Source organism: Oceanicella sp., from assembly GCF_056449545.1.
The window spans coordinates 1-20,460 of record NZ_JBWOMN010000037.1; the positions used below are offsets into that span (position 1 = coordinate 1).

The following is a 20,460-nucleotide window of genomic DNA, read 5'->3' on the forward strand; positions in this document are numbered from 1 at the left end:
GGCGCCGGCGCGGGATGGGCGAGGCATCCGGGCCGCGGCCGGTTGCGCCCGCCGCGTCGGCCTCGGCGATGGCCTCGATGGGCGCGGCGCCTGGATTGCCGGTCGGCGCCGCAATGTCGGGCATGGCGGCGGTTGCGATCGCTGGCGCGGGGGCGTCGACCGGGCGTTGGGGCGGCGGCGTCTCCGCCGCCGTCAATGGCGGGGCGCGGGGCGCGGGTTCGGCCCGCGGCCGCGATGGCCGCGGGGCGCTTGCCGGTCGAAGCGTGGGCAGGGGCGCGGCGGCAGGCGCCGCGGCGACGATCGCCGCCGCCCCCGGGGCCGGCGCGGCGGCGAGCGGCGTCGCCCATGGGCTCAGGCAGGCCCATATCGCCGGGATCAGCGCCCATCGCGAACGCCGCGCCCAGGCCGCCCGGCGCCGCCGGCCAATGCGAAGGGCAACGCCCGCCCTGCGAGGCGGGTCGGATCCGGCGCGAGGCGGCGTGTTCGGCATCCGGGAGGCCTTCCATCGGCAATGGCTCAGACGCAGGAGCCCTGGCGGCGCGGCGGCGCAATCGAACGCTGCCCGGGGCGGGCGGGGGTCAACCCTACCCGCAGGGGGCCGTCGGCGGAAGCGGGCGCGGCGCGTCGTCTGCGCGGGGCGTCGCCTGCCCGCCGCGCCGCGGCGTCAGGCGGTGGCCGCCGTCAGCGCCTGATCGAGATCGGCGATCAGGTCGTCGGCGTCTTCGATGCCGATCGACAGGCGCACAACGCCGGGCCCGGCGCCGGCGGCCTCCTGCTGCTCGGGGGTCAGCTGGCGATGGGTGGTGGAGGCGGCGTGGATCACCAGCGAGCGGGTGTCGCCGAGATTGGCCACATGGGAAAAGATCTCCAGCGCCTCAACCAGCTTCACGCAGGCGTCAAAGCCGCCCTTCACCGCGAAGGTGAACAGCGCCCCGGCGCCCTTGGGATACAGCTTGCGCGCGCGCCGGAAATAGGGCGAGGATTTCAGCCCCGCATAGGTGACGCTTTCAACCCGGTCGTCCTGTTCCAGCCATTCGGCGATTTTCCGGGCGTTCAGCACGTGGCGCTCCATGCGCAGGGACAGGGTTTCGGTCCCGAGCAGGGTGTAAAAGGCGTTTTGCGGCGCCATGGTCATGCCCAGATCGCGCAGCCCCACGGCGTGGCAATGCAGGGTGTAGGCGAGCGGGCCGAAGGTTTCGTGGAATTTCAGCCCGTGATAGGCGGGTTCGGGCTGGCTCAGGGACGGGAACCGATCCGAGGCCGACCAGTCGAAATTGCCCGAATCCACCACCGCGCCGCCCATGGCGGCGCCGTTGCCGGTGAGGTATTTGGTGGTGGAATGCACCACCAGATGGGCGCCATGTTCGAAGGGGCGGCACAGGTAGGGCGTCGCCGAGGTGTTGTCCACGATCAGCGGCACGCCCTTGCGCTCGGCCACCGCGGCGATGCGCGGCAGGTCGGTGACGTAGCCGCCGGGATTGGCGATGGATTCGCAGAAAATCGCCTTGGTGCGCTTGGTGACGGCGCGCGACACCTGTCCCGGCTGGTCGAAATCCACGAACCGCGCCTCCCATCCGAAACGCTTGAAGGTGTGGGAAAACTGGGTGATGGTGCCGCCATAGAGCCTTGTCGAGACCACCACGTTGTCCCCCGGGCTCATCAGCGGAAACAGCGCCAGCATCTGCGCCGCGTGGCCCGAGGAGGTGCAGGTGGCGCCGATCCCGCCCTCGAGCGTGGCGATGCGTTCCTGCAGCACGCTGACCGTGGGGTTGGTCAGGCGCGAATAGATGAACCCGACCTCCTGCAGATTGAACAGCGCCGCCGCGTGATCGGCGTCGCGAAACACATAGGCGGTGGTCTGGTGGATCGGCGTCTGGCGGGCGCCGGTGGCCGGATCGGGCTTTGCGCCGGCGTGGATCTGCAAGGTCTCGAAGCCGTAGGTTCGCGGGCTGTCGGTCATGAAGGGTCACCTGTCCAATCTTGTGATTTGCGACAATCTACCGGGGTTTTGGAGAATTCACAGGGGGCAAATTCATCGGTGCGGATCGGTGCGGATCGGTGCGGATCTTTGGGGCCGACGCCCCTCCTGCCCGTCCCCTGCGCCGCGCTCAGCGCAGCTTTGACGAAATCACCCCGGTGTTGAAGCCGCCCCAGCGCAATTCGCCGAACAGGCGCTGGTATTCGATCTTCGGGCAGCGATTCATCACCACTTCGACTCCGCGCGCCTCGGCGCGGGCGGCGGCGGCCGGGTCGGCGACGCCGATCTGCATCCAGATCACCTTCAGACCGCGATCCAGCACCGAGCCCAGCGCCTCGTCGACCACGCCGCCCGCGTCGCTTGAGCGGCGGAACACGTCGACCATGTGGATTTCGCCCAGATCCTCGGGAATGTCGGACAGCGAGGCGTGGATGGTCTCGCCCAGCAGGGTCTTGCCCGCATGCATCGGATTGACCGGGATCATCCGAAACCCCTTGGTCTGCAGATAGCGCGCCACGAAATACGAGGGCCGCACGTGGTTGGGCGACACGCCAACGGCGGCGATGGTTTTCACGCTGTTCAGAATCCGGCGCAACTGGGCGTGGCCATAGGCGGGGAGTTCGGCTTTGGTCGGGGCGGGGGCGCGTCTGTCGTCTGTCATGACCGGCAGTCTAGCGGCGCCCGTCGCCTGTCGAAAGCGGCAATGACGCCCGATGCGCGCGGCCCGGCGCCGATCCGGGCGCGCGGGGGGGGGGGGCGAAAAAAAAGCGCCCGCTCAAGGCGGGCGCTAAGTCGGAACGAGGGACAGTGAGTGGATGAAGCGAAGCGCAGGAAACGCGTCCGCTTCAGCATTCAATATGGTCATTGCTCATCGGGTTTCAAAGCCCCTCACAGAAAAATCACGAATAGTTGCAAGATATCACAATGAATGACGGGGGTTGGCGGCGTTGACTTGCGCCGCCCTGCATCGCCGTCCGTCTATCTGCGCCGGGCCGCGTAAAGCGCCACCGCCGTGGCATTGGATACGTTCAGCGACGCGAACGCGGCGGCCGACGGGATGCGCGCGACGCGGTCGCAGGTCTCGCGGGTTTTCTGGCGCAGGCCCGGACCCTCGGCGCCCAGCACCAGGGCCACCGGGCCGGGGCCGCGGGCGGCGAGCGCGTCCGCCAGGTCCTCGTCGCCTTCGCCGTCGAGCCCGATCAGCGCGTAGCCGAGGCCGCGCAGGGTCTCCATGGCTGCGGCGAGGTTCTTCACGCGCAGATAGGGCTGGCGTTCCAGCGCGCCCGATGCGGTCTTGGCGAGCGCGCCGGTCTCGGGCGCCGAATGGCGCAGCGGCGCGATCACCGCGCGGGCCCCGAACACCTCGGCCGAGCGCAGCACCGCGCCGGCGTTGTGGGGGTCGGTGACCCGGTCGAGCAGCACAACCAGTTCGCCGCCGTCGCCCTTGCGCGAGGGGCGGCAGACCCGCTCCAACTGGCCCCAGTCCAGAAATCCGGCCTCCAGCGCCGCGCCCTGATGCACCGATTGCGGATCCAGCGGCGCGGGAAACCGGCGCGGATCGGCGATTTCCGGGTCCAGACCGCCGGCGGCGATGATGTCGGCGCCCAGCCGGTCGGCGGCGTTGCGGGTCAGGATCAGGCGGCGCTTTTCGCGCGCGGGGTTCTGCAGGGCGTCGCGCACCGCGTGCAGGCCGAACAGCCAGACGGACTCGGGCGCGGCCTTGCGCAGGCGGTCTTTCTCGATGGCCCATTTGGGTTTGCGGGCGGTCATGAGCGGATCTCTCGGGCTGCGCGCCGCAGGCTCGGGCGCAGGTTCTCAAGATCACGTCGCGCGGGCCGGTTCAAGCGCGCGCTTGACGGCGCCGCGCCCCGCCCCGGCCTTTGGCGCGACGCAGGCGGGGGCGGGCGGGGGGCTTGGCGCGCAGGTTGCCCCATGGCGCGGATTCCCGGTTGACCTGACCGCGAGGGCGCTCTAAACCCCGCGCCAGTCACCAAGTCGCTCGTCCCGTTGCAGGACGACGCGCGCGGCTGGAGGGGTGGCAGAGCGGTCAAATGCAACGGACTGTAAATCCGTCGGGGAAACCCTACGCTGGTTCGAATCCAGCCCCCTCCACCACTTTCCGACGTCGCGCCCGGCCAGACCGGCGATATTGACCACCCTCTTGTCAAGAATATCGCACAGGGCGAAGCACGCTTCGGGCAATCGACATTTGCGATGCGCCGCCCGCGGCCAATGGTTCAAGGCATTGCGATCAATGAACCATTGTTCGCGGATTCGGGACCGCCAATGATGCGCGATGTGGAAATGGAATTTTACAATCGAATGCCCAGGCCACTTGGTTTTTCCCGATCCGAGCGCCTTAAATCGGCCTAGATTCGGTCGTCTAAGTTAATGCGTCGAGAAAAATCAGCGCGATGGCGCGGTTTTCCAGCTCGATGGCGCGACTGCCATTTCGGCGATGGGTTGCAGGCGCATTCAGGAGATCATCATGAAAAGACTGACTACCTTAATTGCGGCGGCGCTTGCCGTTTCTGGGTCGATCGCGCTGGCGCCCGTGGCGCGGGCCGAGTCCGACAAACCCAACATCCTTGTGATCTGGGGCGACGATATCGGGCAGTCCAACATCTCGGCCTACACTTTCGGGTTGATGGGCTATCGGACCCCGAACATCGACCGGATCGCCGCAGAGGGCATGATGTTCACCGATTATTACGGCGAACAATCCTGCACGGCCGGGCGGTCGAGCTTCATCATGGGGCAGAGCGTGTTCCGCACCGGCCTGTCGAAAGTCGGCATGCCTGGGGCCAAGGAGGGCATGAGCATCCTCGACCCGACCATCGCCGGGCTGCTGAAGGCGGAGGGCTACGCCACCGGACAGTTCGGCAAGAACCACCTCGGCGACCGGGACGAGATGCTGCCCACCAACAACGGCTTCGACGAATTCTTCGGCAATCTCTACCATCTCAACGCCGAGGAGGAGCCGGAGAACGAGGACTACCCGAAGGATCCCGAATTTCGCAAGCGCTTCGGGCCGCGCGGGGTGATCAAGTCCTTCGCCAACGCCGACGGCACGCAGACCATCGAGGACACCGGCCCGCTGACCAAGAAGCGCATGGAGACCGTGGACGACGAAACCGTCGCCGCCGCGATCGACTTCATGGAGCGCAAGGTGGCCGAAGGCGAGCCGTTCTTCGTGTGGTGGAGCGGCACGCGGATGCATTTCCGCACCCATGTGAAGCCCGAGCTGCGCGGCATTTCGGGGCAGGACGAATACGCCGACGGCATGGTCGAACATGACATGCATGTGGGCAAGCTGCTCGACAAGGTCGATGAACTGGGCGTCGCCGACAACACCATCGTGTTCTATTCCACCGACAACGGCCCGCACATGAATTCCTGGCCGGATGCCGGGATGACCCCGTTCCGGGGCGAGAAGAACACCAATTGGGAAGGCGGCTGGCGGGTGCCGGCGATGGTGCGCTGGCCCGGCAGGATCAAGGCGGGGAGCGTCTCCAACGAGATCATGCATCATATGGACTGGCTGCCCACCTTCCTGTCCGCCGCCGGGGCGCCCGACGTCAAGGAAAAGCTGCTGACCGGCATGACCGCCAACGGGCGCGACTACAAGGTGCATCTCGACGGCTATGATTTCCTGCCCTACCTGACCGGCGAGGTCGAGGAAGGCCCGCGCAAGGAGATCTTCTACTTCACCGATGACGGCGATCTGTCGGCGCTGCGCTACGGCGACTGGAAGGCGGTGTTCCTGGAGCAGCAGGTGGAAGGCACCTTGCGGGTCTGGGCCGAGCCTTTCGTGCAGCTGCGCGTGCCGCTGCTGTTCAACCTGCGCCGCGACCCCTATGAACGGTCGCAGAAAACCTCCAACACCTATTACGACTGGCTGATCGACCGGGTGTATCTGCTGCTGCCGGCGGCGGAATACGTGAACACGTTCCTTGGCACCTTCAAGGACTTCCCGCCGCGCCAGAAAGCCGGCAGCTTCACCGTCGGCGACGCGGCGGAGATGATCGCCAAGGGCGTCGGCAGCTCCAACTGACCCCGGCGTCCCGGGGGTCGGGCACATCGTCGCGACGCCATGAAAAGACGCCCCCCGGCGCGATCCGGGGGGCTTGGTCCGTTCAAGGCAAAGCGGTTTTCCACCTACGCATTCGACGCAGGTTAGTTCAGCACCCTCGGAGGGATAGGGAAATGCAGACAGGGTTTAGTTCGGCCATCGCCGTTTTGATCGCGGCGATCACGTTCGCATCTTCGGCGCTCGCCGACCCGCTGCCGTCCTGGCGCGCCGGACCGGTCAAGGCCGCCATCACCGATTTCGTCAACCGGGTCACCGATGCGAAAAGCCCGGACTACGTGACGCCCTCGCGGCGCGTCGCCACCTTCGACAATGACGGCAATCTCTGGGCCGAGCAGCCGATGTATTTCCAGCTGATCTATGCGCTTGACCGCCTGCGCGCCAGGGCCGAGGCCGATCCGTCGATCCTGACCAGCGATGCGCTGAAGGCCGGCGCCGCGGGCGACATGAAGGCGCTGTTCGCCACCGGTGAAAAGGGGCTGCTGGAAGTGATCGCGGTCAGCCATTCGGGCATGAGCGTCGAGGCGTTTTCCGCCGATGTCGCCGACTGGCTCGACACCGCGCGCCATCCCAAGACCGGCCTTCCCTATTCGGCGATGGTCTACCAGCCGATGCTGGAGCTGCTGTCCTATCTGCGCGACAACGGGTTCCAGACCTGGATCGTGTCGGGCGGCGGGGTGCATTTCATGCGGGTCTTCGCCGAAAAGACCTATGGCGTGAAACCCTGGCAGGTGATCGGGTCGCTGGGCGAAAGCGAATTTGACGACGCGACCATGGACATCATGAAAACCCCGGGCATCGCCTTTGTCGATGACAAGGGCGGCAAGCCGGTGGCCATCGACCGCAACATCGGGCTGCGGCCGATCCTCGCTTCGGGCAATTCCGACGGGGACATGGCCATGCTGCAATACGCGACCGCCGGGGACGGGCCGCGCATGGGCCTGATCCTGCATCACACTGACGCGGCGCGCGAAACCGCCTATGATCGCGACAGCGCCGTCGGGCGACTCGACAAGGCGCTGGACGCGGCGCCGGGCGCCGGCTGGATCGTGATCGACATGGCGCGCGACTGGCGGGTGGTGTTCCCCAGCCAACTGAACTGAATTTCTGGCGGGTCGCGCCGTTGTTTCGACCCTGCGCCGGCCCGCTGGCCGGCGCAGGGCCCTGCCTGACCGATCGATGGAGACCGTCGCCATGCCGCTGTCCGCATGCCTTGCCCTTTTCGCGGCGGCGGCGCTCGCCTTCTGGCCTGGCGGCGGCGCGCGGGCGCAGGGCGCCGACGCGACGCCCGCCTATGTGGGATCGCAGGCCTGCGCCGATTGCCACCGCTCCGAGACCGAAGCCTGGGCGGATTCCCACCATGCATGGGCCTGGAAGCTGCCCGACGGGGACAACGTGCTGGGGGATTTCTCGGGCCGCGAGATCACCGTCGACGGCGTCACCTCGCGATTCTTCCGCAGGGACGGCGCGCCGTTCATTGAAACGGAGGGCGCGGACGGAGAGATCAAGGCCTTCGAGGTGCTGGGGACCGTCGGGGTCGAACCGCTGCAGCAATACCTGCTCGCCACCGGACCGGGGCGCCTGCAGGTCCCGGATCTGAGCTGGGACACCAGGGAAAAACGCTGGTTCACGCTGTATCCGGCGCTGAAACTGCCGCCCGGGGACGGGTTGCACTGGACCGGCGCCTACAAGAACTGGAACGGCCGCTGCGCCGAATGCCACGCCACGGGGTTTCGCAAGAACTACCGCCCGAAGACCCGCAGCTATGCGAGCGAGATGACCGAGATCGGCGTCGGCTGCGAATCCTGCCACGGCCCCGGCGCGGCGCATCTGTCCTGGGCGAGCGGGGCGCGCGACGACCGCCCCGCCTGGCTGACCGAGCGCGGCTTCACCATCGGCTATGACCCCCGGGCCCCCGGGGTCGAGATCGAGCAATGCGCCGGCTGCCACGCCCGCCGCAGCCCGCTGGGCGACGGCAACCCCATCGCCGGAACCGCGTTCGACGACGCCTACCGGCTGGCCAAGCTGCGCGCCGGGCTCTACGAACCCGATGGCGGGATCCTTGACGAGGTCTATGTCTACGGATCGTTCCTGCAGTCGAAGATGAACGCCAGGGGCGTGCGGTGCTCGGATTGCCACGACCCCCACGCGGCGAAACTGAAGGCCCGGGGCAACGCGGTCTGCACCCAGTGCCACAACCCGCAGGGCAACCCGCGCTTCCCCACGCTTCCGCTGGCGAATTACGACGACCCGGCGCATCATTTTCACCAACCGGGCGGCGAAGGCGCGCAGTGCAAATCCTGCCACATGGCCGAACGCGTCTACATGCAGGTGGACCCGCGCCGGGATCATTCGTTTCGCGTGCCGCGCCCGGACGTTTCGCGCGCCACGGGCGCGCCCAACGCCTGCAACGATTGTCACAAGGACCGGGACGCGGGCTGGGCGGCGGCCGAAATCGCGGCCCGCTTTCCTGACAGTCCGCGGCGCGGACCGCATTTCGCCACCGCCTTCGCCGCCGCGCGGCAGGGCGACCCGGGCGCGGCGGAGGCGCTGATCGGCATCGCCGAGCATGACGGGCTGCCGGGCATCGTGCGCGCCACGGCGCTCGACCTGCTGGGCGGCGCCGCCACGCCGGACATCGCCGCCCGCATGGCGTCGCTGTTCGGCGACCCCGACCCGCTGGTGCGCGCCGCCGCCGTCGCGCTGCAACAGGCGACGCCGCCGATCCAGCGGGCGCAAGCGCTGGCCGGCATGCTGGAGGACGAATCGCGGCTGGTGCGCATCGAGGCGGCGCGGCTGCTGCTCGACGCGCCCATCGCGCGCATGCCCGCGCGCATGCAGGCGGCGATGCGCCGCGCCATGGGCGAATTCCGGGCCTCGCTGTCCCTGAACGCCGATTTCCCCGAGACCCAGATCGCGCTGGGCGGCGTGGCGCTGACCATGCGCAACCTGCCCGCCGCCGAAAGCGCCTTCGCCGAATCCCTGCGGCTCGACCCCCAGCGCGGCGAAATCTGGGCCGTGCTGGCGCGCATCCGCGCCGCGCGGGGCGACCGGGCCGGGGTGGCGGCGGCGATCCGCGACGGGCTTGCCGCCAATCCCGGCGACCCGGGGCTCGCGGCGCTGCGCGCGCAGATGGCGCAATGACGCGCGCGGTTCACAGACCCGCCCGCCGCTGCCAGACTGGTCGTTCCCGCCAATGGAGCATGACCGACCATGAAAGCAGTTCACCTTCTGAAGACCGGCCAGCCTGATCTGGTCTGTGAAACGCTTGAGATCGACGACCCGGGCCCGCCCGGACCCGGGGAGATCGTGCTCGCCGTCGAGGCTTCGGCGATCAACCCCGCCGATCTGCTGATGATCGAGGGCCGCTATCCCGGGCCCAGCGATTTCCCCGCCCGGATCGGCATCGAGGGGGTCGGGCGGGTGGTTGCGGTGGGCGCGGGCGTTGACGGCTTCGCGCTCGGCGACCGGGCGATCAGCCTCGGGCGCGCCAACTGGGCCGAGAAGCTGCGCGACGACGCCGGGCGCTTCATCCGCATCCCCGAAAACCTCGATATCCGACAGGCGGCGATGCTGAAGGCCAACCCGCCCAGCGCCGAACTGATGCTCAACGACTACATGGACCTGGCCCCCGGCGACTGGGTGGTGCAGAACGCCGCCAATTCCGCCGTGGGGCGGCATGTGATCCGGCTTGCCGCCGCGCGCGGCGTCAGGACCGTGAACATCGTGCGCCGCGCGGCGCTGGTGGATGAGCTGAAGGCGCTCGGGGCCGATGTGGCGGTGGCGGCGGGGCCCGACCTGCCGGCCCGCATCCGCGCCGAGATCGGCCCCGACGCCACCATGAAGCTGGCGCTCGACGCCATTGGCGGGCGGGCCTGCCTCGACCTCGCGGACGCGCTGTCCGATGGCGGCGTCATCGTCAATTACGGGTTTCTCAGCGGCGAGCCCTGCATGGTCCGCCCGATCCACGCCATCGTGCACGGGATTTCGCTGCGCGGCTTCTGGCTGGTGGGATTCATGCAGAGCCATTCGCACGCCGAGATCACCGCCATGTATGCGCGCATGGCGCAATATTTCATCGACGGCGTGCTGCATGCGCCGGTGGAGGCCGAATACACGCTTGATCAGATCGCGCAGGCGCTGGCCCATGCCGGGCGGGAGGGGCGCAGCGGCAAGATCCTGCTGACCCCGCAGGGGCCGCTCGACGGGTAGCGCCCTCAGGCCGGTTCGCGCGCCGAGACCATGGCGCGCCCGACCGCCGGCGCCCCGATGTTCAGGCGCGCGAAGTGTTGCGGGCTGCGCGCCTTCGGCGCCGTTTCCAGCGCCGGTTCCGAACACGGGCCGCCGAGGCTGACCAGCGCGCCGCGCGCCGCCGGTTCGCAGCTTTGCGACTGCGCCGCCGAAGCCCCGCCCCCGACCAGCGCCGCGGCGAGGATCTTCGCCGCAAGGATCGGCCCCTGCCCGCCGCCGCCGCTGAAGCGGATCTCCATATGGCTCATGATCCCGTCCCCTTGGCGCGTGTGCAGACCGGCGGTCACGGCGCTGCGATAGGCGCAGAGATCGTTCTTGCGGCCGTAGATCCCGGTGCAGCCCGGGATCACCTCGACGAAGGAGAGCCCGTCATGGGCGATCGCCCGGCGGATCAGGTTTTTCGGGCCCGTCACCGGCCGCGTCACCTCGCCGCCCGCCAAGCCGGCGCCGCGGCGGCCCATCCCCCCCGGTCATCGCGGCGATGTGGTTGTCGAGCAGGAACACGGTGATGTCGGCGTCGTTGCAGACCGCGTCGATCGGCGGCGCGATGCCGGAATGCAGGGAGGCGGAATCGCCGATGGCGGCGATGTCAAACGTCTTGCGGCGGGGGTTGGCCTCCAGCAATCCGGCGCGGCAAAACCCTCGCGCACCGGTTCGGGGGACAGTTCGCCGGTGCGCGGGAACAGGCGCTTGCCCTCGATCGCCAGCCCCGGCGCCTCCTGCCCGTCGGCGGGTTCGAGGATCGGCGCGTTGGCGAAGCCGGCGAAGATCCGGGTGTCCGGCTCGTTCTGCAAGGAATGGATGCCCGGGGCGGCCAATCCGCCGACGGCGCCGGCTGCGCGGGACATCGGGCGTTCGGCCCATGGACGCGCGCGGCGATTCGCCGCCGCCCCGGGCTCAGCCGGCGCCGTCGGCCTCCAGCGGGCCCATGCCGTGCGCGCGGCGCCCGCGATGATCCAGCATCCGCTGCTTGGCGCGCGCCATCAGCCGCTTGCGCCGGCGGCCCTGATAGGCGGCGACCAGCGGGCGCACCAGGTAGTAGCTGATGACGGCTGTCGCCAGTCCCGGCAGCAGGCCGCCGACCAGATAGGGCACGAAAATCTCGTCGAAATGCTGCCAGATCCAGCTGAAATGCATTGCCTGGCCGTCGATCTTCACATGGATGCCGGTGATCGCCGAACCGAGATAGAACGACGTGGCGGCGATGAACGGGAAGGTCAGCGGATTGCCCACGAAGGTGCCGAGCGCCGAGGCCAGCAGGTTGCCCCGGAACACCCATGCAAGCGCCGCCGCCAGCACGAAATGAAACCCGAAGAACGGCGTGAACGAGGCCATCGCCCCGCAGGCGAAGCCCAGCGCGATGCGGTGGGGCGAATCAGGCAGGCGCTGCATGCGCTTGCCCACATAGATGTAGCCGCGTCGCCAGCCTTTCTTCGGGGCCAGGATCTCGCGCATTCGAGACCAGAAAGGCGCCTTGTTGCGACGTTTGAAGACCATGAAACGGGTGTGCTCCTTCAGGCGGTCCGAAGATCGCGGCGATCCGATGCGCCATGCTCGGCCGCGGGCATGATGCGTCTTGCCTCGGTGACGATCAACTCCGCGTTCAGCATTGTGACTATCTGGCTCACATGCTTCACGTCGCGCACCTCCAGATCAACACGCGCCCGGTAAAAATCCGGTTTCCTCTCGATGAATTCAAGTTGGACGATGTCGGCGTTGAGCTCCGCGATCACCGAACAGACCCGCGCCAGCGCGCCGCGTTCATGGGCGAAGGTCAGCGACAGCGAGGTCTGGTGCGGCGTCGTGGCCTCCGTATCCCAGCGCAGGTCGATCCAGCGTTCGGGTTCGTTTTCATGGGCGGCGAGGGTGGGGCAGTCGATGGCGTGCGCGGTCACGCCCTCGCCTTTCTGGGCGATGCCGATGATGCGATCGCCGGGGATCGGCTGGCAGCAGGCGCCGAATCGCACCCGGTCGGCGCGGCTGACGCCGGTGACCTGCGGGGCCAGCGGGTCGCGCGCGGACGCCGGATTGGGCTCGGCGGCGGCGACGTCGGGAAACAGCGCCGCGGTGATCTGCGCGCCGGTGATCTCGGCGGCGCCGAGGGCCGCGAGCACGTCCTGCGCATCGACATGGCCCAGCAGCCGCGCCGCGGTTGCCAGCGCCTTGTCCGTGAGGTCGCGCTCCACCCGCTGAAACGCCTGGCGGGCCACCTCGCGGCCCATGCGGATGTCGGCCTCGCGCTGATCGGCGCGCAGGGCGCGGCGGATCGCCTGCTTGGCGCGGCCGGTGACCACCATTTCCTCCCACACCGGCTGCGGGCGCTGGGCCTCGGCGCGGATGATCTCCACCGACTGGCCGTTGCGCAGCCGGGTCCAGAGCGGCGCCCGGCGGCCGTCGATCTTGGCCCCGACGCAGCTGTCGCCGATGCGGGTGTGGATGGCGTAGGCGAAATCGATCGGCGTGGCGCCGCGGGGCAGCTTGATCACCTTGCCCTTGGGAGTGAAGCAGAACACCTGATCCTGGAACATCTCCAGCTTCACGTGTTCGAGGAATTCATTGGGGTTTTCCGCCGCCTCGAAGTTTTCCGCCAGGGTGCGGATCCATTGGAACGGGTCGGCGGCGAAGGGGTTGTCGGCGCGCTCGCCGCCCTTGTAGGACCAATGCGCGGCGATGCCGGTCTCGGCCACTTCGTGCATGGGGCGGGTGCGGATCTGGACCTCCACCCGCTTGGCGTCGCGCCCGGACACGGTGGTGTGGATCGACCGGTAGCCGTTGGATTTGGGCTGGCTGATGTAATCCTTGAACCGCCCCGGCACCGCGCGCCAGCGCCGGTGCACCGCGCCCAGCGCCCGGTAGCAGTCGCTTTCGCTGTCGGTGACGATGCGGAAGCCGTAGATGTCGGACAGCCGCGAGAAATCCTCGCCCTTCTCCTCCATCTTGCGCCAGATCGAATAGGGGCGTTTTTCGCGGCCGCTGACCTGCGCCTCGACCCCCTCGGCGGCGAGGGCGGCGCGGATGTCGTCGGTGATGCGCGGGATCAGGTCGCCGGTGGCCTTTCGCAGCTTCAGGAAGCGGCGCATGATCGAGGTGCGGGCCTCCGGGTTCAGCACCTGAAAGCTCAGATCCTCCAGTTCCTCGCGCATGGACTGCACGCCCATGCGCCCGGCCAGCGGCGCGTAGATGTCCATGGTCTCGCGCGCCTTGCGTTCCTGCTTCTCGGCGGGGACATGGGCGATGGTGCGCATGTTGTGGGTGCGGTCGGCAAGCTTGACCAGCAGCACCCGCACGTCTTTGGACATGGCCAGCAGCAGCTTGCGCAGGTTTTCCGCCTGTTCGGTTTCGGCCGAGGACAGCTGCAGCTTGGTGATCTTGGTGACCCCGTCCACCAGCAGCGCGATCTCCTTGCCGAACAGGTCGCGGATCTCCTCGAAGGTGGCGGGGGTGTCCTCGATGGTGTCGTGCAGCAGCGCGGTGACGATCGAGGCGTCGTCGAGCTTCAGATCCGCCAGCAGCGCCGCCACCGCGATCGGGTGGCCGAAATAGGGCTCGCCATTGGCGCGCTTCTGATGGGCGTGGGCCTTGGCGCCGAACACGTAGGCGGCGTTCAGCAGGTCCTCGTCGGTGTTCGGATTGTAGGCCTTGACCCGTTCGACCAGTTCCAGCTGCCGGATCACCGCGGCCTCCGCTTGTCGCCGGCGGGGGCAGGCATGGTCGCGGCCCTGAAGCCGGGCAGGGCGGTCTGGCCCGCGCGACGCGGGCCCCGATGCAGGCGGCGGTTCAGCCCTTGTCCTGCTCTGCCAGCAGCGCGCGCAGCAGCTGTTCCTCGGACACGTCGTCCTCGGGCTTGTCCGGCGTGGCGACGCCCATGAGCATCGCCATGTGGTCTTCCTCGGGTTCGTCCACCTCGATCTGGCGCTGCTGGGATTGGATCACCGCCTCCTGCAGGTCAGCGACCGAGAGCGTTTCCTCGGCGATCTCGCGCAGGGCGACGACCGCGTTCTTGTCGTTGTCGCGATCCACGGTGATCTCGGCGCCGGTCGCCAGTTCGCGCGCCCGATGGGCGGCGAGGATGACCAGATCGAAGCGGTTCGGAACCTTGTCAACGCAGTCTTCGACGGTGACGCGTGCCATGCGGACGCTCCAGTGCTGAATGAACGAGAAGGCGAGACATGTATAGGCGCAATGCGGCGATTGCAAGGGCGCGCGCGGGGTTTTCGCGGCTTTGCGCCGCGCCGCGTCTCGCGGGTCACCCGCGCGGCAGCGCGCGCATCCCGGCCAGCGCCTCAGGGGGCAGGGCGGCGAGCATCTCGGCGACGCGCGCGCCGGTCAGCGGATGGCGCCAATCCGGCGCGATTTCGGCCAGCGGCGCCAGCACGAAGCCGCGTTCATGCATGCGCGGATGGGGCAGGATCAGCCGGTCCGGGGCCGGAGCGTCGCCGGCGGCCGCGCCCAGCGCCATCCAGCGCGCCAGCGTGGCCCGGTCCGGGGCGATGGCGTCGTTCCAGGCGATCAGGTCCAGATCGCAGACCCGCGACGCCCAGCGCGACGGGCGGGTGCGGCCGAGTTCGCTTTCCGCCGCATGCAGCGCCGCAAGCGTTTCGCCTGCGTCGAGAAGTGATTCGCACAACAGGGCGCCGTTGATGTAGTCTGGGCCGGCGCCGGGCGGATCTGCCGGCGTTTGCCACCATCTGCTGCGGGCCTTTGGCGTCAAACCCCTGCGTGACAGAAATGTGATAGATATTTCAAGCGTTTCCGCCGGATCACCGCGAAAAGAGGACAGATTGGCGCCAAGGGCGATCAGGCAGAAATTCATGGTTTCCTTCGCGGGACCGTTGCAACATCCGACCCTGTCACTATGTTGCGGCACGCTGACGCAAAACAAGGGCGAGAAAAGCCCGAAAAGCAAGGGCGTCGGCCATTTTTTATAGGAGAATACATGTTCTACCGAGACGAAAGGTTGGCTCTTTATATCGACGGGTCCAACCTCTACGCCGCTGCCAAAGCCCTGGGCTTTGACATCGACTACAAGCTGCTGCGCAGCGAATTCATGCGGCGGGGCAAGCTCGTCCGCGCGTTCTACTATACCGCTCTGGTTGAGGATCAGGAGTATTCCCCGATCCGCCCGTTGGTCGATTGGCTCGATTACAACGGCTTCAACATGGTCACCAAGCCGGCCAAGGAATTCGTCGATTCCATGGGCCGGCGCAAGGTGAAGGGCAACATGGACATCGAACTGGCGGTGGACGCCATGGAGATGGCCGAAAAAATCGATCACATGGTGCTGTTTTCCGGCGACGGCGACTTCAGGCCGCTGGTCGCGGGCATCCAACGCAAGGGCGTGCGGGTTTCGGTGGTCTCCACCATCCGTTCGAACCCGCCGATGATCGCGGACGAACTGCGCCGTCAGGCCGACAACTTCATCGAGCTTGACGAGTTGAAGGACGTGATCGGCCGTCCGCCGCGTCCGCCCCGGCCCGAGGACCCCGGCCCGGAGGACTGACGCGACGCAAACGAGGCGCCGGTTTCGCGCCCCGCGTCGGGCTTTCCCCGCATCATGCGGCGTAGAAGGGAAAGCATCGGCCGGGACTGCGAACGGAAGGATCGGCGCTTCGGGATCGCGACGCTGGGCATGGCGCGCGGCCGCGGGGTCCGCGGGCGCGCGCCGGCCTGCGCGAACGGCCGGGGGGTCAGGCCTCCATGGCCTCCAGTTCGTCGATCATCGAGGAAATCAGGCTCAGCCCGCGATCCCAGAATTTCGGGTCCGAGGCGTCGAGCCCGAACGGCGCCAGCAATTCCCTGTGGTGCAGCGAGCCCCCCGCCGACAGCATTTTGAAATACTTGTCCTGAAAGCCCGGATCGCCTTCCTCGAACACCGCATAGAGCGCGTTCACCAGCCCGTCGCCGAAAGCATAGGCATAGACGTAGAAGGGCGAATGGATGAAATGCGGGATGTATGACCAGTAATTCTCGTAGCCATCGGCGAATTCGAACGCCGGGCCGAGGCTCTCGGTCTGGATCTCCATCCAGATTCTGCCGATGTCCTCGCCGGTCAGTTCGCCATCGGCCCGCGCTTCATGCACGCGGCATTCGAAATCGTAGAAGGCGATCTGGCGCACCACGGTGTTGATCATGTCCTCGACCTTGCCCGCCAGCAGCATCTTGCGCTTCGTGGGGTCGGTCTCGGCGTCGAGAAGTTTTCGAAACGTCAGCATTTCGCCGAAGACCGAGGCGGTCTCGGCCAGGGTCAGCGGCGTCGAGGACAGCAATTCGCCCTGCCTCGCGGCCAGCACCTGATGCACCCCGTGGCCCAGTTCATGGGCGAGCGTCATCACGTCGCGGGTCTTGCCCAGATAGTTCAGCATCACATAGGGATGCACGTCGGTGACCGTGGGATGGGCGAAGGCGCCGGGGGCCTTGCCCGGCTTCACCGGCGCGTCGATCCAGCCCTTTTCGAAGAACGGCGCGGCGATCTCGGCCATTTTCGGCGAGAACCCGGCATAGGCGTCGAGCACGGTGGCTTTCGCCTCCGCCCAGCCGATCTTGCGGTCCTCTTCCTGGGGCAGGGGCGCATTGCGGTCCCAATGCTGCAATTTGTCGAGCCCCAGCCAGCCCGCCTTCATCTTGTAATAGCGATGCGACAGCTTGGGATAGGCCGCAACCACCGCGTCGCGCAGCGCCTGCACCACCTCGGGTTCGACCTGATTGGCCAGATGCCGGCCGAATTGCGGGGTCGGCAGCTTGCGCCAGCGGTTTTCGATCTCGTGCTCCTTCACCAGCGTGTTGGTGATGCGCACGAACAGCGGCTGGTTTTCCGTCAGCACCCCGGTGATGGCGGTCGCGGCGGCCTCGCGCTTGCCGCGATCATGGTCCGACAGCAGGGTCAGCGCCGCCTCCATGGGCAGGGTCTCGCCCTGCACCTCGAAGGTCAGCCGCGCCGTGGTTTCGTCGAACAGCCGGTTCCAGGCGGCGGCGCCGACCACGGATTGATCGTGCAGGAACCGCTCCAGTTCGTCGGACAGCTGATAGGGGCGCAGGGCGCGCAGGCGTTCGACCCAGGGGCGGTAGCGGGCGAGGACCGGGTTTTCCAGCATCTTCGCCATCGCCGCGTCGTCGATGCGGTTCAGTTCCAGCGAGAAGAACACCATCGGCGTGGTGATCTCGGTCAGTTCGCCCTGGGTGTCGCCCATGAACTTGGCGCGCTGGGGATCGGCGGTGTTCTGGTAATACAGCAGCCCGGCATAGGAGGATATCCGCCCCAGAAGCCGCTGGATGTCCTCGTAGCGGGTCACCGCCCCGGCCATGCCCGCGCCGTCGAGCCCGGCGAGCTTGCCCTCGAAATCCGCGGCGAAGGCGATCGCCAGCTTGCGGGCGAGGGCGAGATCGGCGGTCAGCGCCTCGCTGTCCATGCCGGGATAGAGGTCATCGAGGTTCCATTCGGGGAGCGCCCCCAGGGCGTCGCCGCCGTTTTCGGCCGCGGCGGCGCGCGGGGGGCGGGATTCGGGCAGGCAGGACAACGGATACACCGGGCGCATGGACGGCTCCTTGAACAAGAGAATGGGGTCGGGAACCGGAGATAGCGCGAAGCGGCGCGCGGGGGAAGCGGCTTGCGCGCAGGGATCGGCGCAGGGGGCCGGCGGCGCGGACGGCGCGCCCGACCGGCGCGCAGGGGCCGGCGCGGTCCCGTCCCGTCCGGTCAGCTGGACGGGCGGCTAGATGTCGACCGTTTCCGGCGTCTCGACGGCCGGGGGCGGCGGGGCCGGGCGGCGGCGCGGGATCAGGATGTCGCCATTGGGCAGGCTGCGCGGCGCCTCGTAGGAATTGAGCTGGTCGAAAGCGTCGCCGATCTCGCTGCGGAATTCCTCCACATAGGGTTCGATGTCGCGTTGCAGCAGGCGCAGCGCGTCGCGCGCCGCGTCCTCCAGCTCGCCTATTTCGGGCAGGTCGTCAAACAGGCCGCCGGCGCGCAGCGGCGCGGGGGGCAGCGTGATCGCGAGCGCGACGGCAAGGGCCGGGGCGATGAGGAGACTCTGTTTCATGCCCAACAAATGGCGCCCCGACGCAGGATTTCCAATGCATGGGGCGAAAGATTGCGGGCGCGGGCAGAACAAGACCGCCCCGCGCGATGCGCGGGGCGGTCCGAGGCTTTGGCGTTCCGGCCCGGAAGGGCCGCGTCGCGATCCTTACTGAGAGATCGCGATGGTGGCGCGCCGGTTGCGCGGCTCGCGAACATTGTCGGCGGTCTGGACGGCGAGCTCCAGCTCGGAGCGGCCGGCCTTGGTGATGGTGCCGTAGTCGACGCCCTGGGAACTGGCGCGCGCCACGATGGCGTTCTCGACAGCGGTGGCGCGACGCTCGGACAGCGCCTGGTTGGAGGCGACCGAGCCGACGGTGTCGGTGTGGCCCACGATCGACACCAGCGGCGAAGAATAGTTCTTCAGCGCGTCGACCACGTCATTCACCACGCCCTGAGCGGCGGAGGTGATGTTGGACCGGCCGAAGCCGAAGTAGACGGTCATGTCGCCCGCGAGGCCGGCGCAGGCGGCCAGCGCCTGGTCGAACATCGCCTTGGCGTCCTCGGCCGAAATGCACGCGAGCGCGCCTTCCGACAGGGATTCAAGATACTGGTCCCAGTAGGCCTGCGCGCGGGCGCATTCGGCGGGACGCGCGGCGGCGTTGTTCGACACCACCTGCATCATGTTTTCGTAGCCGTCGGCGCTGACGCCCAGATCGCCCCCGGCCCAGGCGGACACGCCGCCGGCCGCGGCGGCCTTGGATTTCTCGATATAGGCCGTTGAATCCAGCCAGTTCACGTCCTTGGTCGCGGACCGGTTGGCGAGGCCCTGATACTCACGCGCCAGCGAGGAGTTGAAATCTCCGCCGTCGATCGTGGATCCGAGATAGCTTTCCGCCGAAAAAGTGCCGCCAAGATTGGCGCCCGGCAAGCTCGTGCAGCCGGCCACTACCAGAGCTGCCGCAGTCATGTACATGCGGGAAATCATCTTCATCCCTCTCTCCGTCTCGTTAGTCCGAGTGCTGACTGCCCCGGTGATTGATTCTGTACAGGTTAGTCGTCCTGACTCTAACCCCGCCACTCGCATCGCATGAAAGGCGCGGGACTTCAATATTTAGTGGCGTCCCATGTCGCATCGCACACGTCACTTTGTCTAGGGCGTCACGATTTAACAACACCTTAACCCGAAAACAGGAAATTACCCAGCATCGGGGCGCTTTTCGCGCCCGTTGGGCGGAGAGAGAAATGACCGGGGAAAGCGGCGATCGGCGCGGCCTGGCGGCTGGCGCGGTCCCTGTCGGGCCGCGCGACACGCGCGCGCGCCGCCGCCGCGACGGCAGCGACGGCGCGCAGGGCTTTGACGCGCTGGTGGCGCGCAGCCCTTCGATCCGCGCCGCCGTCGATCAGGCGCGGCTGGCGGCGCGCGCCGCGATCCCGGTGCTGATCGAAGGCGAATCCGGCGTCGGCAAGGAGGTCTTCGCCCGCGCCATCCACGCCGAAAGCGACCGCGCCAGCGCGCCTTTCGTCGCGGTGAACTGCGGCGCCCTGCCGCCGCAACTGGTGGAATCCATCCTGTTCGGCCATGAGCGCGGCGCCTTCACCGGCGCCGATTCGGCGCATCGCGGCAAATTCACCGAGGCCGATGGCGGGGTGCTGTTCCTCGACGAGATCGGCGAACTGCCGCTGGACGCGCAGGTGAAGCTGCTGCGCGCGGTGCAGGAGGGCGAGGTCGAGCCCGTGGGCGCCCGGCGCCCCGAAAAGGTCGATGTGCGGCTGATTTCGGCGACCAACCGCAGATTGACCGACGAGGTCGCCGCGGGTCGCTTTCGCGAGGACCTGTATTATCGGATCAGCGTGTTTCCCATGACCCTGCCGCCGCTGCGCGAGCGGCGCGAGGACATCGCGCCCATGGCCGAGCGGTTCCTGAAGGCGTTCGCCCGCGAGGCGGCGCGCCCGGAGATCCGGCTCTCGCCCGAGGCGCTGGCCGCGCTGAGCGCCCATGACTGGCCGGGCAATGTGCGCGAACTGGAAAACGCGATCCATCGCGCCGTGGTGCTGTGCAACGGAAAGGCTTTGCGGGCGCGCGACATCTCGGGCCTGGGCGCGGCGCGGCGGCTTGCCGCGCCGCCG

18 protein-coding genes and 1 tRNA gene are annotated in these 20,460 nt (G+C 68.0%); 7 read left to right on the forward strand and 12 right to left on the reverse strand.

What is annotated here, in order from left to right; translation table 11 throughout:
- Window positions 1–664 precede the first annotated feature (664 nt).
- The 3 genes from AC1HC7_RS06085 to AC1HC7_RS06095 form a co-directional block, all read right to left on the reverse strand.
- Window positions 665–1,960, reverse strand: coding sequence for an O-acetylhomoserine aminocarboxypropyltransferase/cysteine synthase family protein (locus AC1HC7_RS06085; protein WP_479496603.1), 1,296 nt, complete (start codon window positions 1,958–1,960; stop codon window positions 665–667).
- 148 nt (window positions 1,961–2,108) lie between these two features.
- A complete protein-coding gene (locus AC1HC7_RS06090) occupies window positions 2,109–2,639 on the reverse strand; it encodes a CoA-binding protein (RefSeq protein WP_479496604.1) in 531 nt (176 codons plus the stop codon).
- A gap of 317 nt (window positions 2,640–2,956) precedes the next feature.
- Window positions 2,957–3,748 carry a TrmH family RNA methyltransferase gene (locus AC1HC7_RS06095; protein ID WP_479496605.1) on the reverse strand — a complete coding sequence of 264 codons (792 nt, stop codon included), beginning with the start codon at window positions 3,746–3,748 and terminating at the stop codon, window positions 2,957–2,959.
- A 259-nt stretch (window positions 3,749–4,007) separates the two neighbouring features.
- On the opposite strand from AC1HC7_RS06095, the gene AC1HC7_RS06100 reads away from it, so the two are divergent.
- The 5 genes from AC1HC7_RS06100 (at window position 4,008) to AC1HC7_RS06120 (ending at window position 10,280) form a co-directional block, all read left to right on the forward strand.
- A tRNA-Tyr gene (locus tag AC1HC7_RS06100) sits at window positions 4,008–4,093 on the forward strand.
- Between the two features lie 373 nt (window positions 4,094–4,466).
- A complete protein-coding gene (locus tag AC1HC7_RS06105; RefSeq protein WP_479496606.1) occupies window positions 4,467–6,032 on the forward strand; it encodes an arylsulfatase in 1,566 nt (521 codons plus the stop codon).
- A gap of 152 nt (window positions 6,033–6,184) precedes the next feature.
- A complete protein-coding gene (locus AC1HC7_RS06110; RefSeq protein WP_479496607.1) occupies window positions 6,185–7,171 on the forward strand; it encodes an HAD family hydrolase in 987 nt (328 codons plus the stop codon).
- Window positions 7,172–7,262: 91 nt separating this feature from the next.
- Window positions 7,263–9,212 (forward strand): multiheme c-type cytochrome, encoded by a 1,950-nt coding sequence (locus AC1HC7_RS06115; RefSeq protein ID WP_479498789.1) that lies wholly within the window; start codon window positions 7,263–7,265, stop codon window positions 9,210–9,212.
- A gap of 69 nt (window positions 9,213–9,281) precedes the next feature.
- Window positions 9,282–10,280, forward strand: coding sequence for a zinc-dependent alcohol dehydrogenase family protein (locus AC1HC7_RS06120; protein WP_479496609.1), 999 nt, complete (start codon window positions 9,282–9,284; stop codon window positions 10,278–10,280).
- Between the two features lie 5 nt (window positions 10,281–10,285).
- On the opposite strand, the gene AC1HC7_RS06125 is transcribed toward AC1HC7_RS06120, so the two are convergent.
- The 6 genes from AC1HC7_RS06125 to folK all read right to left on the reverse strand — a co-directional run bounded on the left by AC1HC7_RS06125 (window position 10,286) and on the right by folK (window position 15,132).
- On the reverse strand, window positions 10,286–10,732 hold the full coding sequence (locus AC1HC7_RS06125; RefSeq protein WP_479496610.1) for a hypothetical protein: 447 nt from the start codon (window positions 10,730–10,732) through the stop codon (window positions 10,286–10,288).
- Window positions 10,689–10,943 (reverse strand): thiamine pyrophosphate-dependent enzyme, encoded by a 255-nt coding sequence (locus AC1HC7_RS06130; protein ID WP_479496611.1) that lies wholly within the window; start codon window positions 10,941–10,943, stop codon window positions 10,689–10,691. Before AC1HC7_RS06130 ends, AC1HC7_RS06125 begins: the two co-directional genes overlap by 44 nt.
- A 273-nt stretch (window positions 10,944–11,216) precedes the next feature.
- Entirely contained in the window at window positions 11,217–11,816 is a 600-nt protein-coding gene (locus AC1HC7_RS06135; protein ID WP_479496612.1) for a DUF2062 domain-containing protein, read from the reverse strand.
- Between the two features lie 17 nt (window positions 11,817–11,833).
- Window positions 11,834–13,993, reverse strand: a complete 2,160-nt coding sequence (locus AC1HC7_RS06140; protein ID WP_479496613.1) for a RelA/SpoT family protein — start codon at window positions 13,991–13,993, stop codon at window positions 11,834–11,836.
- A 103-nt stretch (window positions 13,994–14,096) separates the two neighbouring features.
- On the reverse strand, window positions 14,097–14,450 hold the full coding sequence (gene rpoZ / locus AC1HC7_RS06145) for a DNA-directed RNA polymerase subunit omega (protein ID WP_479496614.1): 354 nt from the start codon (window positions 14,448–14,450) through the stop codon (window positions 14,097–14,099).
- 115 nt (window positions 14,451–14,565) lie between these two features.
- Complete coding sequence (gene folK, locus AC1HC7_RS06150) at window positions 14,566–15,132, reverse strand: 2-amino-4-hydroxy-6-hydroxymethyldihydropteridine diphosphokinase (RefSeq protein WP_479496615.1); 567 nt, start codon at window positions 15,130–15,132, stop codon at window positions 14,566–14,568.
- Between the two features lie 123 nt (window positions 15,133–15,255).
- Here folK and AC1HC7_RS06155 point away from each other — a divergent pair, with 123 nt between their 5' ends.
- Window positions 15,256–15,819, forward strand: coding sequence for a LabA-like NYN domain-containing protein (locus tag AC1HC7_RS06155; RefSeq protein WP_479496616.1), 564 nt, complete (start codon window positions 15,256–15,258; stop codon window positions 15,817–15,819).
- A 187-nt stretch (window positions 15,820–16,006) separates the two neighbouring features.
- Here AC1HC7_RS06155 and AC1HC7_RS06160 read toward each other — a convergent pair whose 3' ends face one another.
- The 3 genes from AC1HC7_RS06160 to AC1HC7_RS06170 all read right to left on the reverse strand — a co-directional run bounded on the left by AC1HC7_RS06160 (window position 16,007) and on the right by AC1HC7_RS06170 (window position 19,324).
- A complete protein-coding gene (locus tag AC1HC7_RS06160) occupies window positions 16,007–17,851 on the reverse strand; it encodes a M3 family oligoendopeptidase (protein ID WP_479496617.1) in 1,845 nt (614 codons plus the stop codon).
- Window positions 17,852–18,028: 177 nt separating this feature from the next.
- Window positions 18,029–18,355, reverse strand: coding sequence for a hypothetical protein (locus tag AC1HC7_RS06165; RefSeq protein ID WP_479496618.1), 327 nt, complete (start codon window positions 18,353–18,355; stop codon window positions 18,029–18,031).
- Between the two features lie 144 nt (window positions 18,356–18,499).
- On the reverse strand, window positions 18,500–19,324 hold the full coding sequence (locus AC1HC7_RS06170; RefSeq protein WP_479496619.1) for an OmpA family protein: 825 nt from the start codon (window positions 19,322–19,324) through the stop codon (window positions 18,500–18,502).
- 251 nt (window positions 19,325–19,575) lie between these two features.
- Here AC1HC7_RS06170 and AC1HC7_RS06175 point away from each other — a divergent pair.
- The coding region (locus AC1HC7_RS06175; protein WP_479498790.1) for a sigma-54 interaction domain-containing protein at window positions 19,576–20,460 on the forward strand (885 nt) is incomplete at its 3' end.

What these genes read in the sequence shown, in the direction of transcription:
- AC1HC7_RS06135 (WP_479496612.1), bottom strand. Translation starts at nt 11,816, where the DNA reads ATGGTCTTCAAACGTCGCAACAAGGCGCCTTTCTGGTCTCGAATGCGC.
- AC1HC7_RS06090 (WP_479496604.1), bottom strand. Translation starts at nt 2,639, where the DNA reads ATGACAGACGACAGACGCGCCCCCGCCCCGACCAAAGCCGAACTCCCC.
- AC1HC7_RS06095 (WP_479496605.1), bottom strand. Translation starts at nt 3,748, where the DNA reads ATGACCGCCCGCAAACCCAAATGGGCCATCGAGAAAGACCGCCTGCGC.
- rpoZ (WP_479496614.1), bottom strand. Translation starts at nt 14,450, where the DNA reads ATGGCACGCGTCACCGTCGAAGACTGCGTTGACAAGGTTCCGAACCGC.
- AC1HC7_RS06155 (WP_479496616.1), top strand. Translation starts at nt 15,256, where the DNA reads ATGTTCTACCGAGACGAAAGGTTGGCTCTTTATATCGACGGGTCCAAC.
- AC1HC7_RS06105 (WP_479496606.1), top strand. Translation starts at nt 4,467, where the DNA reads ATGAAAAGACTGACTACCTTAATTGCGGCGGCGCTTGCCGTTTCTGGG.
- AC1HC7_RS06110 (WP_479496607.1), top strand. Translation starts at nt 6,185, where the DNA reads ATGCAGACAGGGTTTAGTTCGGCCATCGCCGTTTTGATCGCGGCGATC.
- AC1HC7_RS06085 (WP_479496603.1), bottom strand. Translation starts at nt 1,960, where the DNA reads ATGACCGACAGCCCGCGAACCTACGGCTTCGAGACCTTGCAGATCCAC.
- AC1HC7_RS06170 (WP_479496619.1), bottom strand. Translation starts at nt 19,324, where the DNA reads ATGAAGATGATTTCCCGCATGTACATGACTGCGGCAGCTCTGGTAGTG.
- AC1HC7_RS06160 (WP_479496617.1), bottom strand. Translation starts at nt 17,851, where the DNA reads ATGCGCCCGGTGTATCCGTTGTCCTGCCTGCCCGAATCCCGCCCCCCG.
- AC1HC7_RS06120 (WP_479496609.1), top strand. Translation starts at nt 9,282, where the DNA reads ATGAAAGCAGTTCACCTTCTGAAGACCGGCCAGCCTGATCTGGTCTGT.
- folK (WP_479496615.1), bottom strand. Translation starts at nt 15,132, where the DNA reads ATGAATTTCTGCCTGATCGCCCTTGGCGCCAATCTGTCCTCTTTTCGC.
- AC1HC7_RS06115 (WP_479498789.1), top strand. Translation starts at nt 7,263, where the DNA reads ATGCCGCTGTCCGCATGCCTTGCCCTTTTCGCGGCGGCGGCGCTCGCC.
- AC1HC7_RS06165 (WP_479496618.1), bottom strand. Translation starts at nt 18,355, where the DNA reads ATGAAACAGAGTCTCCTCATCGCCCCGGCCCTTGCCGTCGCGCTCGCG.